Raw genomic sequence first — 15045 nt, 5'->3', positions numbered from 1 at the left:
ATCACGCATCACCAATCACTGCCCGGCTGTCAGAGTTGCTTCCCGCGTCAAGAGGTCCTCCACGAGCACGCCAACCTCTGACACCCCGCCGAAGCCGGTCCCCAATTTTTGCTTCTGGAAATTCTCGAGTGCCAGTGTATAGGCCTTATCCGGAAGGTTGACATACCCGACCTCCTTGGATAGCTCGCCGCCGTTCTTGAGATAGAACTCGACGAATTCCTTCACCTCCGGTTTCTTCGCGGATTTATCGTTGACATAAATGAAGATCGGACGGGAAAGCGGCTGATAGGTGCCGTTATTGACCGTCTCGATCGACGGCGACACCGCCGGCTTGCCCTCCTCGGGCTTGATCGGCACCGCCTTCAATTTATCCTTGTTCTCCACATAATAGGCGAGGCCAAAAAACCCGAGCGCGTTTTTCTCGCGCGAGATGCCCTGGACCAGCACGTTGTCGTCCTCGCTGGCCACATAGTCGCCGCGGCTCGATTTGGCCTCGCCAACGACAGCTTCGGTAAAGTAGTCAAACGTCCCCGAGTCGGCCCCCGCGCCAAAGAGCGCAAGCGGCGCATCCGGGAAGCCAGGGCGGATGTCTTTCCAGTTCTGGACCTTGCCCTGCGCCTCGGGCTCCCAGGCTTTCTTAAGCTCGGCCACGGTGAGATAGTCAACCCAATCATTCTTCGGATTGACCATGACCGTCAGGGCATCGAAGGCCACCGGCAGCTCGATGTATTTGATATCGTTCTCGGCACAAGCATCCATTTCCTCCTTGAGGATAGGGCGGGAGGCGTCGGAGATGTCGGTCTCACCGCGGCAGAACTTCTTGAATCCTCCTCCGGTACCCGAGATGCCGACTGTCACCTTGATCGCTCCCTTCTTGGCGTTCTGGAATTCCTCCGCGACGGCCTCCGTGACGGGGTAAACCGTGCTGGAGCCATCGATCTGGATCACCGGCTCGGCCCGAACCGCGGTCGCGTACAGCGCACCGGCAACGAGCGCCATGGTGCCTAAACGTCTGAAAACCTTCGTTAATATGATGTTCATAGCAATATTGGTCTCATCGTTATATTGGTGGTCATCGCAAGCTCCTCGTAGACAACACTACGCTTTTTATTAGACAAAATTCATGTGACAGGCATGTGACAGGTACACGGCTCAAACCTCGTCGCGCTCGAAATCGTTATAGACCAAGGCCAGATCTCCTTTTTTGGGAATGCGCCGGATCCCGATGCCGCCATGCTTCCAATAACCCCAGTCGCTGGACCGCCACCGGCGCGGCAGCAGCCCAAAGTACAACAAGAAACAGCGCGTAATCGAGTGCACTGTCTTGCGCAGAGCGCCTTGCTTAAGCCGCCGGTGGTCGGAGGCAAAGACCGCCAGTGCGGAATCAAAGGTGACCCGAAAGCCCCCGCGCTTGATACGCCACATCAATTCGGAGTCTTCGTTCACGACTAAGGCGGGGTCAAATCCGCCCACCGCTCGCAGGACATCACGGCGACAACACAGATTGGAACCGCTGGCGGCCGGTATCCCAAGACTATCCGACAACCCTTGACCGCGGGCAAACCACGCGTAGTAGCTCTTATAGTCACCTATCGATAGCTTGGGGCCATAAACCGCATCGCTCAATGGGTGCTGCATCAATCGGTCGAAAAAACCCGGTGGGAAGGTGACATCCGCATCAGTGAATACCAGCCACGGTGTTTTGGCTGCCGCCGTTCCGGCATTGCGTGCCTCGGCGATAGTCCCAGGGTAACGCAACAAAACGGTGTTATTCGGACGGATCTCACCTATGCATCGCGGGGTATCGTCACTGCTGGCGTCGACCACGATAAGACGGATATCGGGAGGTATCGATCCCAGGAACGCCGGGATGTTGCGCATCTCGTTACGCGTTGGGACGATGATGGTGATATCTTCAGCTCGCACGGCCGGCGACTCCTGGGGTGGTATCATTTAGTACCTCGTTTCATAAATACGGACACGTATCGATTAGGCCGCCAGTTTCTGGAGCTGGCTTTCGGAATACCCTGTTCGCATCCTTGCGAGCAGAGCGTTCAGGTCGGCACGAGTGAATTTCCATTCGAACGGTTGCGCGATGCTTTCGTAGTAGCGCTCGAAGCTCGACAGCCTCTCGGCGACCGCTTCCAAGCAGGGGAAATCGTTCGGCGTGAGCACTTTTCGCTGCACGATGGAGAAGTAGATCTCGATCTGGTTGAGCCAGCTAGCGTGCACCGGTCCATGCACCGGCACCAGCCGGGGATGAGCCTGCGTCAGCCGCTGAACCGAACTCTCGCCTCGATGCGAAGATCCGTTATCCATCACCCAGAACACCTTGCGCGCTTCTCTGTAGGGAGGCTGGCTCATGACCTGGTCGACCAGCCGCGCGAACGGTGCAATGCCGGTCGTTGCCTTGCAGCGGCCGAACACCTTCGCCCGGTGCACATCGAGGGCGGCAAGATAGGCCCAGGCACCAGCGCGCCCGTACTCGTGCTCCACGCGCATGGGCTTGCCTGCAGAAACGGGAAGGCTCGGATGAATGCGGACGCGCGCCTGGATGCTGGTCTTCTCGTCGGTGGAGATGACAAATTCGTCCTCGCGCAGTGCTTGCCCCTGCCAAGTGCGCCCATACAGGTCCAGGATCCGTCCGGCCTTGGCCTGGAATTGCGGATCGCGCGGAAAGATCCAGCAGCGGTGCTGCCAGGGGCGGATCGCGTCCTCGTGCAGCCAACGCCAGACGGTGCTCTCGCTGATGCGTGCCACCAATCCCGAGTGCTCGGCCTGCCGCGCCACATCGGCCACACTGAGCCGCGACAACGGCAGACCCAAGGTGGCCGGAAGCTACAGGCCAGCGCCTTGATCTCAACGCTGATCTCTGGGGGGGGAAAGCCCGGGGGCGACCTGGGCGGGCTCGTTCCTCCAGGCCCGCCAATCGCTCCTTGAAGAAGCGCTTTCGCCACAGACTGACCACTTCTCGCCGGGTGTCCAGCCGGGCCGCGATCTCATCGTTGCTCATCCCCTGGGAGGCCATGAGAATAATCCTGGCCCGCTGTACTTCGAAATACGGCAACGTATATTTCGCCGCCCGACGCTTCAGCTCGTGCGCCTCCTCGACCGACAGATGGATGACAAATGGGCTGCTTCTCGGCATACGTGAACCCTCTTGGTGGTTCGCAGCCAAAATGCCATACGTGACCGAACTTACCAATAATACGTTAGTGTAATTGCGAAATGGGGTACTTAGTGATCATGGTACGCCGACTTTTTACCTCACGGGAAACACTGTTTTTACCAACTGCTACGAGTGCCACGGCCCTCCATGGGATCAGTATGGGATCAGTGGGCGACTGCTTCGATAACGCCATGTGCGAGAGCTTCTTCGCCACGCCGAATGCGAGCTGCTGGATCGTCGGCGCTTCGAGAGCCAGGCCGAGGCGAAGATGGCCATCTTCGAGTTCATCGAGGGCTGGTACAACCCGCACCGCCGGCACTCGTCCATACGCTACTTGTCACCCGTCAACTACGAGAGGAGGATATGCCCAACACGCAGACAACCGCTGCAATGCCAGGCTTGAATCCCAAACCGTAAACCGTCCACGGAACGGGGGTAACTCCAACTTGCTTTAACCCGGCTACCATCACGAACCGAAGTAAGCGAGGAAAATCGCCATCACGATTCCGGAAAAAGTTGAGACCATCAGCAATGCTCCGGACGCGCAAATGCATCCGCGTAGAAAGATGCAAACACGAACGCACCACACACAGGGTAGTCGCGACCACAAGGCTCAATAGAAGGCCATGGGGGTAGCTTCCTCAATAGCCCGCCTAGTTGACACTAGCGCTGCCCCCATACCAGCCTGCTGCAATCATTCCAAAAAGCCCACTGGGTAATTTCGCCGACATGGCAATACCAAAATCAGCCGGTTCGAGATGGCGGGCGAGAATAATGTACGAGGCCGCCCTTATCGCCTGCCGTGTCCAACGTACTACCGTCAATAGAGCGCTTGTTTGGAACACTTTCTTCCTTAAGCCCATTGTGTGGTGTTCGACGTTAACAGCCTTTCAGGTCTTGTTGCAAACAAGGTTGGCGACACAGTCACTTGGAACGTGATAGTAGAATCGCACGTACATTAAATTAAAAAAAGGGGTCTTCACGGAATCGAGTGGGTAATATGAGGACCATAGCGGTGGCTGAGCGGCCTATATTTGCAGGCTTTCGTGCATGTCGCGAGGTCGCTGAATTTGGCATCATGTTTCGATGGCTAGATCAGCGAAACGACGAGGAGTACCTGCGATTGAAAGTCCTGACCTGCATGTTACCAGCGCCTTAAAATGCTCAAAACTACCCACTCGATTCCGTGCTGAGCCTAAAAAAACATGATCAGCTTCCATAGGATCATGCTACCTTACTCAATCCGAAAGGTGAAATAATCAACGAATTCAAGATTGCGCAAAATGGTAGGTAATTAACGTGGTCGGCGCGCTGTCGCCTGCCGCCGCAACCTTTCTAGCGACTTGGCAGAATTATTCGGCAATTCGCGCCCGAATATTTCAGGTTAGGCAGTACCGAATCACGGATAAGGTAGGGACATGCATCTGCGGAAGATGGACGCCTTCGGTAAAGCGATGGAGAGATCGTTGTTGGACGGAAAAGTTACCGAGACAGGTTTAAGTATATGGCCGCGAATTAGCGCGTGTTATTCGCGATGCTGCAACGCCATCTGCGCAGCACCGGCGACCGATTCTTCCGTATCTCCTGCGAGTTGTTCGAGCGCTTCCACGACCGATCGATCGGAGAAATTGTTATCAAGAGCATATTGGGCAAGTGCGTCTACCGCGGCTAACCTCAACGGGACATCCTCATGCTTATCGTGGGCGTTTGTGACTCCGATTAGAGCCTGGACAGCGCTAGGATCGTCAATGCTCAAAAGTTCGTTAATGGCGTCGGTGCGCTGGTTCACGTCGAGGGAGTGCAAGTCAGTGAGGACGCGTTGTAGATGGACTTCATGCTCTTCACGCTCGGCGGCAGCAAAGATGACCTCAGATTCCAGGTCATTCGGTACGTCTAATAGCGATGGCTCGCTTACCCCGTGGACTTGCCGGTACGGCACATAAGCAGCTTCAGTTTCCGCATCGATGGTCGGTGCGGACGTGACTGCACTTAAAACCAGCACCTGAATATGGCTGCGCCGAACATCGATAGCATAAGAGAATCCGCTCAGGATTCGCCTGACCCCTTCGACGAGCTTGGTGGTTCGCACGACCGCGGAAATTGGGTATTCGGCAATTTCCCTTTGCGCAAAGGAATACCGTAGCGGTGCTTTCTCTGCTAGGGTTCGGAACACATCAAGCAAGCGGGCGTTCTGGATCGAGGCTTCGATCCACGGGCGCTCGTAGTGGACCGTTATACTCGTTCCTGATTTCCCCGCATGGCCCTTCCCGTGCGGGTGGGATGAGATCGCAAACGTGGAAGCGCTGAGGGCCGATAGCGTTGCCACAGTCAATACCATTATCGGGAGTGAATGTTTCATTTTTACACGTTGGCTTGTTTTGGGGCAGCTCAGCGCTGGGCGCAACATAGGTGCCCGGCTGGATGGCAATTCGGCCAAAGTTGAAAAATCTTTCGTGCTCTGTCGGCAGAGCGATAGGCACACGTTGCGATTGTGTGATCGTGATCGCAGTAGGTGGACGCGTGGATAATGGCGAGGTGTCATTGCTCGCGGGCGGTGATCTCCGAAATTCCACGAACGTCGTTTGGAGTCTAGAGGTCACAAGCTGAATGCGGTTCTCGATCGGCGTACTTCGTGCCGGAGATTGATAAGCCCCGCGGTTGAAGCGCCATCGAGAAGCCCGGTCTGGAACCTTGGAGGGGAGAAGCGTAACCGCTGAGGAGCACGGCTACTCCCTGATGATCGGGAAACAACAGGAAGAGTTATGGAGACGAAAGGATCTATCGTGCCGAGCGTTAGAGCGATGTTAAAGCCCCGGCACTCGGTGCCTATCATGCCTCAAGTCCACCGCCATTGAGAAGTTCCGCAACCCCTGAAGAACGGAACTGCCGAGTGCGGTCATAGGCTTGGTGGACCCTTCGTATATCCGAAAGCTGTCCGCGGCGCGGCGGCGTGCCACACGTACCCCTATATCTGTATAAATCAATACGCGACGACTGTTTCTAGAACCGCGTCAGCGGACGCGAACTCCCGATACCTTCGGCGAACGCTCGGTGATCAAATGGATGTGAACCTCGCTCAGGTATATGCACCAGACTTGGTCCTGTGGTCATTACTGATTTTGAATGGTCAGCTCGAACCGTTGCCAGAAGAATTGCACGGCGAGTTGATATTTAAGTCGCTCGAATCACCCGCCGATACTTCAGCCGTTGCGGGGCTCATGGCGAGCAGGTTCTGCCTAGGCCATTGGCAATATCAAAGTTCAATTAGGATGAAAGCGGTTTTTCACTATAGGATATTATTATGGGAAATTTACAAATTACTGATGGAAAGCAGATACGCTACCTAGTGTTGATATCAATTGTCGCGTTTGCCGGTAACCTCCCACGTATCGCCATAGGAAATAGCTTCGTGCCCATCCCGATCAAGACGAAACCAATCGTGAGTGTCAAGAGTTTCGGGGCGAAGGGGGACGGGGTAAAGGACGACACACAGGCGATTCAGAATGCCATGAATAGCATGACAAACGGCGGAACGTTGGAGTTCCCCGCGGGGACCTATAAGTACTCGAAAGCACTTAAACTTACAAAACCCAACGTGAAGCTTTGGGGGTATGGTGCCACACTCAAGCCAACCAACGTGAATTCTCATGCTATTCAGTTAATTGCCAATAACACCCACATTTACGGCTTTAGAAAAGAATCGCCTTGGTCCTGGAAACGTGGCGGCTGCCAGCCTCATGGAGTTAATTGCTATAGCATCGTCGCTCTCAACTCTAGCAATCATCAGATTATTGATAATAAAGTTCGTTATGCCACGGGTATTTTTGCTTTAAGCAGCACGAATGTGCTCATTGGCCGCAATACGGTATACCGTACCTATGCTGATGCGATCCATGTTACCGGCAGGTCAAGCGATGTCAAAATATCCCAGAACACCGTGCGTGAGAACGGCGATGACATGATTGCGGTAGTAAGCTACGGCCAGCTTAGCAGTTATCGAGTCAATAATGTACTCATCGAAGACAACGATGTAGCGGGTAACTATTGGGGTAGAGGGATCGCGGTTGTAGGAGGTAAGGACATTACAATACGGAACAACTTAGCCCAATATACCGCCCATGGTCCCGGTATTCTTTTATACAGCGAGACCAATAAAAAAGGAAGGACACATCCTCCCGTCAGTAATGTCCTAGTGGAAAACAATACAATTCGGCATGTACAGACTACTGCGCCGGTTTATAACCCTAAAGGTATCCGGGTAAAATTAGGGTGGGGCGGTATTCACATCGCAGGATACCACCTGAGCCGCAATTTTGTAGAAAATGTCATGGTTCGTAATAATGTTGTCCATACCACGTACAGGGACGGGATCACCGTAACTGGTTACGTTTCCAAGGTGGGCTTGGTCGGAAACGCTTTATATAATGTAGGACGGAACCCTATAGGTGTTATCGATTTGAAGCGGAACGGTAAAAAGATTGCCTGTTACGGCAACACTTATAACGGTAAGGCGACGTCGAATCCGAAGTGCGGAGCGCCCATGCCCAATGTAACGGGAAGCGCTCTATAAACTTAGCATCCAAACGTCTCGCCACAATCTAGGAGATTCGTGCGAGGGGGTAGGTGCTGTCGATGCATACAGCCTGCAAGACCAATAACACTCCCCTGGCGGAACCGTCCACCCATGGAGACGGTTCCGTCTCGGGGCGATCTATCGCGTCTACTACCAGCCCTTGGGCAATCAAAGACAGCCCTGCTGGATAACCGCTGAGTTAGTGACACAAGCGCGCTTCAATGTGCTGCGGTTACCACGTTAACCAACACGCCGAGTAGCCGATCGGAAAAACCAGCAGACCATCGCCGTTGTTATGAGCAGAGGAAAGGTTTTACTTAAACCGAAGTAGAAAAGCCTTGGAATCTCTATAATGGCTACTACGCAGGTAGGATAAAACAACAAACCATAGATAGAGTTGTACTGAAAACTATGATATAGACGTCCAGCTATCCAGCCAAAAGCGGTCCATAGCACTACCCCAAAAAAAACGCCGAAGTCGTTTATGGGACTGAATAACCCTGACGGATTGTTCATTTCGGGGTCGGCATAAGTGTACAAAAACCCGTCGTATATTAACCTATCAACTCGAAACAAACCCGGCATCCCTTCCGAATGGATATTGATTGGAAATTTCCAAAACCATGATGCAGTAAAATAAGGCAAGAACAATGGCCCTACTATCTTACCCATGCCCGCTCCGTTGTTTAACGCCGTTACGTAGTACTCAAACATCCGGTTAAAAATAAAATCCCAAAAACTGTCGTAACGATACATGTAGAAATTGACCCAGGACCGGAAATATTCGCTAACGCCAAACAGTAAACTAAGCGCGCCAATGGCTGTGAATGGTAGCGAATTTATGAATATTCGGTGCCTATAAGTAGTACCTAGCATAATTACGGCGAACGGGATAACAACCTCGAGCAATGCTACTCGCTCTGACGAAAATAAAACGCGTAATACTGCAAGAAACATAAATCCAAGAAAGAAAAGGCGATCACCGGGCCGACGCTCGTATCCGGTCGCCGTCGGATAAAGCGCATACAACACTCCATAAAGAGGACCCAGATTCGTGAAAGAAGTAATTCCGGGTGTCTTTTCCGCATACTCTTTTAACGCATAAATTGCACCCTGCTCGCCTTTGAGTAACGACAGGACTAATTCTGGCCGGTTCAATAGCGGCCCAAACCATATGAGATATGCGGCAGTGGTCACGAACAGAACGAGGTGCATTACCTTGCGATAGGTATGCTCATTTACTTGCAGATGCGGTTCGAGATGGCGGCGCGGTGATGAGCTATATGACCGTGCACTGAACCAAGCTGCTAAGGAATAGCAAAAGAGCGCAACAAACCCAATCGTGAAGGTCTCTAAATCTAGGTACTTTTGAGTGCCCGCTGTGGTGTACCATTCTGTGGGCAAGAGGGCCCCAACACCTAGAAACGGCAATGTGACTGTCGGCGCTAAAACGTAGGGCTTATACCACCAATACGTATTCATCTCTTGTTAGATGCAGCGCGACACCTACGCAAAATAAGTTTGACACATCTCCCTACTAACGATTGAATTCCATTCATATCAATACCACAATTGTTGCTCAAGAGCATCAAATCTCCCATATGACTTATTCGATCTCTTGGTTGCCTTCGATTTTGTGGTGCCATGATAAAAAAACCGCCTCGATCGCATAAGCATGCTAACACAGCGTCGAACCACCGACCCGCAACCTCTACATCGTAGTCCCGGGTGCAATGCAAAGTAGTCTCGACGTTGCTGGATTTCATGCCGGTAACTAAGATAACTCTGCGGTATACATTATCCATGTTCAAACCCCTAAAAGTTCATAACAAGTTTCCTTGCGGATTTATACACGTGAGTGACGCCTCGAGCTAAACGGATATCGAGTCGTCATGCTGCGTTTCTCGGACAATGCAATTAGGGGTACTACCCCCGGAATACTTCGTCCACAGTTGTATAGCGCAAATCTCAGTAAGGAAGCGACGCGTTATTTTTTCCCACGAGTAATTGCTTGATAGATCCTTAGCGGTTGATCCTATTTTCTCTCGTGTCTCGGCACAATCCATTAGGTCAATTATGTGAGAAACAAATTCGTGCTCGTTATCGGCTAAAAACACAAAATCGAGCTTACGCCTGGTCAACTCGATCGTTCGAGTTGCAACCACTGGCAATCCGCTGGCACCGTACTCAAATAACTTCATCGGACTCCTTCCAGCATTCGCCGGATGATCGCTTAACGGAAGTAACCCTATGTCAGCGTGCTGAAAGTAGGCCGGCAGCTGATGGTATTTCCGCAGTCCTAATAAATGGATGTTGTTACCGGCACCTAACTGCTTGACAGCATCGTTTCCGTACGGGCCGATTAGAATGACGTTGGCGTGTGGAAGACACTTTGCTGTCGCCCTTACGGCCTCGTATCCGAACCGTCCGTCAAGCGCACCAGCATAAACGAGTCTGGGAGAAGGTATCGCGGCATATTCAGGAGGCGCCATAGCAGGCTTTGAAAAAAACAGGTAGTCCACGCCGTTTTCCAACATCGAAATAGGTTTGTCCGGCGCCAAACTTCGTAATCTGTTTAAAACCGGCTGCGACGTTCCAATAAGAAAGTCCGCTCGATTTGCCATTTCTTTCTCGATCGTTTCATTAAGTAGATTACCAAGCATTTCTCTGTACAGGTCAGTCGCTCTATAGACCGTTATCCTGGGGCTAACGATCTTTTCTAAACCAACGAAAATGGGCTGATCAACTAGAAGGAGATCGACAGCAGTAAAGTTATATCGCCGAAGAATGTGCCGGATAGATGGAAGCGTGAGGAGGCACGGACCGCGCTGCGTGAAAAGTCGGTATGCAATCCTCTTGGGAATTAAGCCCAGTGGTACGTAGTCGATCACCCCATCGTGATACGCTCTCCCACCATGACACCAAGTCTTAAAGCGCCCCTTGATTTCGGGATTTGACCAACGAGCCAGGTGAAAAGGTGTGATGGGAGTGCTCAGGTGCAAGACGCGGTGGCCTTGGTTCGCTAAGCAACGTGCTAGATGATTAGAGCCAACAACAAAGGTTCCACCCATGAAGGTGTGGCTTGCGAAAACAATCGTTAGCTTTTTGAAATCAGCTACTCCTCTTTTGAATGCGTGACAAAATCGGCTTGGTGTGATGATAATTGTCACGATAGTTGGGTATGCTTAGGGAGCTTCATGTAATATTTATTTAGGCTTGTATAATATGCGGCTGCATCCGGGAACCTTGAAGCCGCGTGGATTTTTGTATCAACCATCGACAACACAACTCCACTGATGCGGCCCCCGGCGCTGGCGATCATTTTTATTCCATACTTAACGATTTCTCGGCGTGTCGAGGCCCATTTCGCGATGTACACGGTGGTATCAACTTTTGTTGCAAGAACCCGTGTATCCGCGACGGCCATCACCGGCGGCGAATCTAGGATCACTAAATCGAATTTTTTTGCCAACTGGTCGAGTAAAACGTCCAACCGCTCGGAATTCAAATAGTAATTCGGGTTTGTGACAGGGCGTCCGGCGCATATCACACAGGTGCCAGATGCTTCGTCTAGTCGGATTGCGTCGTCAAGAGATATCTCGTCGTCCAAGATCTCGATAAGGCCCGGTTCGCGTTTGATGCCTAAGGTGCTGTGAATTTTCGGAGTTCTAAGATCGGCATCGACAATAAGTACCTGTTGCCCAGTGAGTGCCCACAGTCTCGCTAAGCACAAAGCTATTGTTGTCTTACCTTCCAATGGCAATGACGAAGCAATAAGAACGGTTCTTGGCGGCACGCCTACCGTACTGAAACGAATACTCGTGTAAAGCGCGTGGAACGACTCGGTGATTGCCGATCGGGGCTGTTTGAGAATATATGATTCTAGTTTTTTACCAATACTTGCAAATCCACCGAACTTGGGGATCGAACCGAGAGCTGGCAATCCGGTGGCACGTTCAATCTGTTCGCTACTCCGAAAGCCTGGGTCCAGCTCCTCAATGACGTATATAACAGTGAACGCAATAAACAGCGAAACGACGAAGGCCAGAGCAAGGAATATTTTTTTTCTCGGATAAGTCGGGTTGATGGGCACATCTGCATAAGAGATGACATGCGCATCAGCCTGCCGTGCCCCAAGATATTCTTGCGAATTCGATTCCTTTGTGCGCGTCAAAAAGGTCCCTAAGAGCGCCTTATTCGCATCGGCCTCCGCTTGCAATGCACGTAGTTGAACATCGCTTTCGTTGGACTTAGCCACCTGCTTCTCAAGCTCTCTTAGTCGTGACTGAAACGCATATTCCCGGGCGCTAGCAATATCAGCCTCGTGCTGCAACCCTCTATAAACCTTTCCGATTTCCGTTTCTATCTTGGTTTGTAAATCGCGCCGTTCAGCTTGTAGCTGCAGCATGGTGGGATGTTTCTCCCCGAGATCTTCGGAAAGCTCGGCAGACTTGCGCGCTAGCTCTGTTTCTTGTCCTCTGAGCCCCTGGACCAAAGCAGATCCGAGTACTTCGGAAATAGAATCGGCGCTACCGCCCGCTGAAGTTAACCCTCGTTTTTGCTCTCTGAGGCGCGCCTGCGCGGCCGCTCTCTCCGCCCGTGCCTGGACTAACTGTGTGTTTAATTCAGAGATCTCTTGCGCCACCAAGGTCCCGTCCCGGCCTTGGATTAACCCGGCCTCCCGGCGGTACTTTTCGACTGCCTCCTCGGAGTCCTCAACTTGCTTACGTACTGCGGCAATACGCTCGTCCAGCCATTCGGTCGTTTGTCGGGCCGCTCCGAGCTTGTTGTCGATCCGCGCCCCTATATATAGGTCGGCAACAGCGTTTGCTATATGGGAAGCCTTTTCGGCGCCGCTTGACTCAAATCCGACAGTGATCACCCGCGATCGCCCCTTCGGAGCGACGCTGAGTTGTTTTAGAAAGGTATCAATGACCGCTGCTCGCTCACGCGCTTGACGTTGCGCATCGGACTCCGCCTCTTTTTCCGGAGAGCGAAATATTCCTGTTACCGTTTTCTTCAGTTGCTCGATAAACTCGGCGAATTCTGTTTTCGTTTGCAATTCGGCGTTAAATTCTGGGTCTTGCTCTAGTTTCAACCGATCCACGACTTTGCCCGCCATGCTACGTCCGAGAAGGACTTCAATTTCGCTGGCAATGGTCTCGGAATCCATAGGCAGAATCGGCATCACTTCCGGGATGCCGATGTTCACGCGTTCCTGACCGTCGACCATGATCAATGCTTCAGCTGCGTATCGTGGAGTCAACATGAATAAAACCACGGTCGTTAATGCCAACAATGCGCCTACGACACCCATCAGTACCCATTTTCGCCGCCGTAGTGTAGAAAAAAAGTCTGCTAACGACATTGACGAGCTCGCGCTAATTAGTGGCTCATCAGATGTCGCTTCATGGCGCATCATCAAGGGCCGCCCCGGGGTTTTCACTAGTGATGATCCGGGATCCTTTACGGTAGTAATACCGCTCATGTCTTTAGCTTCGCGCCGGCGCTTCACGTGTAGCTCGCCGCTCTTGACCCGCTGGCGGCGCCAGGCCGAAATTTTTGCAGTGGAAATGCCTTCCCGATCGAAGATCTCCAGGATTTGAGTAACATTATTGCAACGCCCTACCTGGTTAAGAATCCGGCGTTCACGATCGGCGTCGAAATAGCGAAGCTCATGTTCCCCCTCCGGCGCGCTATCGTCTTGCGGAAAATCTTCTAGTGAGTCTCCAAGGGCTTGGAGCAGGGAATGCAGTTCGTTAGCCTCTGGTCTTACAGCTTGGCGCTGGATACGCCCTATTGTTTCGGCAAGAGATCGGAGTAGGGAACGAGATGCCGTAGCTACGGGCGCATTATCCGATTGCGGAGTATGCTCTATTGATTCGGTCACAAAGGCATCCGTGATCTCATGCATAAACTCTTCTATGATCGAACTCTTTGAACCAACCTCTTTAGCTCTGCCGTGCCGGCGCCGCCAGCGCCCGACTTGTGCAGTTAAAACACCTTCTTTATCAAGTATTTCCACGATCTGGTCCGCATTCGTGCAGCGCTCAATCTCCGCCAGGACGCGGTGTTCGTGTTCGTCGAGGTCTTTATTCTCTGGCGTGCCATCCTCTTGCGGGAAATCTTCGATTGATTCTGTCAGAGATCGGCGCAGCGAACGAAGCTCCTCAGCCTCACGGGTGTTATCGTCCTGCGGGATCTGTGCTATTGATTTGATAACGGCTCGGCGTAGGGAACGGTGTTCCTTTGCCATTGGCGTGTCATCTTCCTGCAAGCTATGTCCTGTTGATTTCGTCATAACTGCCTCTAATCTCGAAGTATAATGATAGCTTTTTCGAGTCGCTAAATTGAAAAAAGACCAAGGTTGATAATAGCCGGTTACTTGTCTCCACTATCCAGTGGCTAATTAGATGAGCTACTCCAATGCGATCCCGCTGCTCTCATCACAAATTCATTTGGAAGGCCCTTGCTTCTTTGGGCAATCATCAATTACCTCCTATAGTGGGAATTTGCCCGGATAAAACGCCATCGTAATACCTTCGCTAAAAAGTATATAAGCCTTTTCATGCGTACGATCATATGATTCCGCTTGGGACGCCACAACGATTCGCCAAGGGCAAAGGACTGCGGACTGCTGCGTTTGTACCTTCCATGTTCTTACCATGTCCATGCTAGGCGCTGACGGCCATTTTTCAAAAATGCCGAGCAAAATGATAAACCTTCTTGCCCGCGTTCCAAGGACAGCAGGTCTACTATCCCAGGCACTAAATATACTAGAGCCTGATCGGGTTCAGATGTCAATAGTGGACTACAAATACCTCGCGCAATGAGTTGTAGCCGTTAGCACTTACGGCCAATCCGGCGTGCCCTAACGGCGCGAAAACGATGCCGGGGGCGGATTTATTCGGAGCAACACCGCTCCGATAGCGAGTATAGTTACCGAAGAATAGAGTAGTATAGAGACGAGACGGCGTGTGACCTGCAGAACGAAAGTCGAGTTTGGAATGTGCTAACAACAAAAAAAGGCAAGTAGAACACGAAAATGACTGGAAAATAACTGGATCCCTGAAAGACTTGTACGGTAAACGTGCTACGTAGTAGGATGTTAGCCGAGAATTTGGCGGGTTAAGGATAATCACAAGGAGAGGTGAGCCGTGAGTAGCGTTCAGTACATGGAAAACACAAGGGGTTCTCGTGGATTGATTCGTCCGTATCAATCCACGTTGACAGCGATGCTGCGCGTAATAGATGGCGCTATTATCGCCGGGAGCTTATGGGCTTCCTGTTCGATGTATGGGGT

General features: G+C 52.0%; 8 protein-coding genes and 2 pseudogenes. 2 read left to right on the top strand and 8 right to left on the bottom strand.

What is annotated here, in order from left to right; genetic code table 11:
* Positions 1 to 15: 15 nt before the first annotated feature.
* From M3436_02565 to M3436_02550, 4 genes and pseudogenes are all read right to left on the bottom strand, one after another.
* Entirely contained in the window at positions 16 to 999 is a 984-nt protein-coding gene (locus M3436_02565) for a PstS family phosphate ABC transporter substrate-binding protein (GenBank protein ID MDQ3563051.1), read from the bottom strand.
* 153 nt (positions 1000 to 1152) lie between these two features.
* On the bottom strand, positions 1153 to 1953 hold the full coding sequence (locus M3436_02560; protein MDQ3563050.1) for a glycosyltransferase: 801 nt from the start codon (positions 1951 to 1953) through the stop codon (positions 1153 to 1155).
* A gap of 36 nt (positions 1954 to 1989) precedes the next feature.
* Complete coding sequence (locus M3436_02555) at positions 1990 to 2799, bottom strand: IS630 family transposase (GenBank protein MDQ3563049.1); 810 nt, start codon at positions 2797 to 2799, stop codon at positions 1990 to 1992.
* A 145-nt stretch (positions 2800 to 2944) separates the two neighbouring features.
* A pseudogene (locus M3436_02550) lies at positions 2945 to 3013 on the bottom strand (hypothetical protein).
* 311 nt (positions 3014 to 3324) lie between these two features.
* Between M3436_02550 and M3436_02545 the strand changes: the two are divergent.
* A pseudogene (locus M3436_02545) lies at positions 3325 to 3572 on the top strand (integrase core domain-containing protein).
* Positions 3573 to 4694: 1122 nt separating this feature from the next.
* On the opposite strand, the gene M3436_02540 reads toward M3436_02545, so the two are convergent.
* Positions 4695 to 5576, bottom strand: coding sequence for a hypothetical protein (locus tag M3436_02540; protein ID MDQ3563048.1), 882 nt, complete (start codon positions 5574 to 5576; stop codon positions 4695 to 4697).
* Positions 5577 to 6470: 894 nt separating this feature from the next.
* Here M3436_02540 and M3436_02535 point away from each other — a divergent pair.
* Entirely contained in the window at positions 6471 to 7739 is a 1269-nt protein-coding gene (locus M3436_02535; GenBank protein ID MDQ3563047.1) for a right-handed parallel beta-helix repeat-containing protein, read from the top strand.
* Between the two features lie 243 nt (positions 7740 to 7982).
* Here the strand turns inward: M3436_02535 and M3436_02530 are convergent, their stop codons facing one another.
* The 3 genes from M3436_02530 to M3436_02520 form a co-directional block, all read right to left on the bottom strand.
* Positions 7983 to 9224 carry an oligosaccharide repeat unit polymerase gene (locus tag M3436_02530; GenBank protein MDQ3563046.1) on the bottom strand — a complete coding sequence of 414 codons (1242 nt, stop codon included), beginning with the start codon at positions 9222 to 9224 and terminating at the stop codon, positions 7983 to 7985.
* A 389-nt stretch (positions 9225 to 9613) separates the two neighbouring features.
* Positions 9614 to 10912 (bottom strand): glycosyltransferase, encoded by a 1299-nt coding sequence (locus M3436_02525; GenBank protein ID MDQ3563045.1) that lies wholly within the window; start codon positions 10910 to 10912, stop codon positions 9614 to 9616.
* The gene (locus M3436_02520) at positions 10909 to 14043 is read right to left on the bottom strand and encodes a polysaccharide biosynthesis tyrosine autokinase (GenBank protein ID MDQ3563044.1); all 3135 of its coding nucleotides are present in this window, start codon (positions 14041 to 14043) and stop codon (positions 10909 to 10911) included. Before M3436_02520 ends, M3436_02525 begins: the two co-directional genes overlap by 4 nt.
* Between the last annotated feature and the right edge of the window lie 1002 nt (positions 14044 to 15045).

The organism is Pseudomonadota bacterium, assembly GCA_030859565.1.
Taxonomy (GTDB): domain Bacteria; phylum Pseudomonadota; class Gammaproteobacteria; order JACCXJ01; family JACCXJ01; genus USCg-Taylor.
The sequence above is the reverse complement of the archived record's forward strand: the minus strand, read 5'-3'. Positions and strand labels throughout refer to the sequence as shown.

Excerpts from the sequence above, each read along its gene's own strand:
- M3436_02530 (MDQ3563046.1), bottom strand. The coding sequence starts at position 9,224 with ATGAATACGTATTGGTGGTATAAGCCCTACGTTTTAGCGCCGACAGTC.
- M3436_02560 (MDQ3563050.1), bottom strand. The coding sequence starts at position 1,953 with ATGATACCACCCCAGGAGTCGCCGGCCGTGCGAGCTGAAGATATCACC.
- M3436_02520 (MDQ3563044.1), bottom strand. The coding sequence starts at position 14,043 with ATGACGAAATCAACAGGACATAGCTTGCAGGAAGATGACACGCCAATG.
- M3436_02535 (MDQ3563047.1), top strand. The coding sequence starts at position 6,471 with ATGGGAAATTTACAAATTACTGATGGAAAGCAGATACGCTACCTAGTG.
- M3436_02565 (MDQ3563051.1), bottom strand. The coding sequence starts at position 999 with ATGGCGCTCGTTGCCGGTGCGCTGTACGCGACCGCGGTTCGGGCCGAG.
- M3436_02540 (MDQ3563048.1), bottom strand. The coding sequence starts at position 5,576 with ATGTTGCGCCCAGCGCTGAGCTGCCCCAAAACAAGCCAACGTGTAAAA.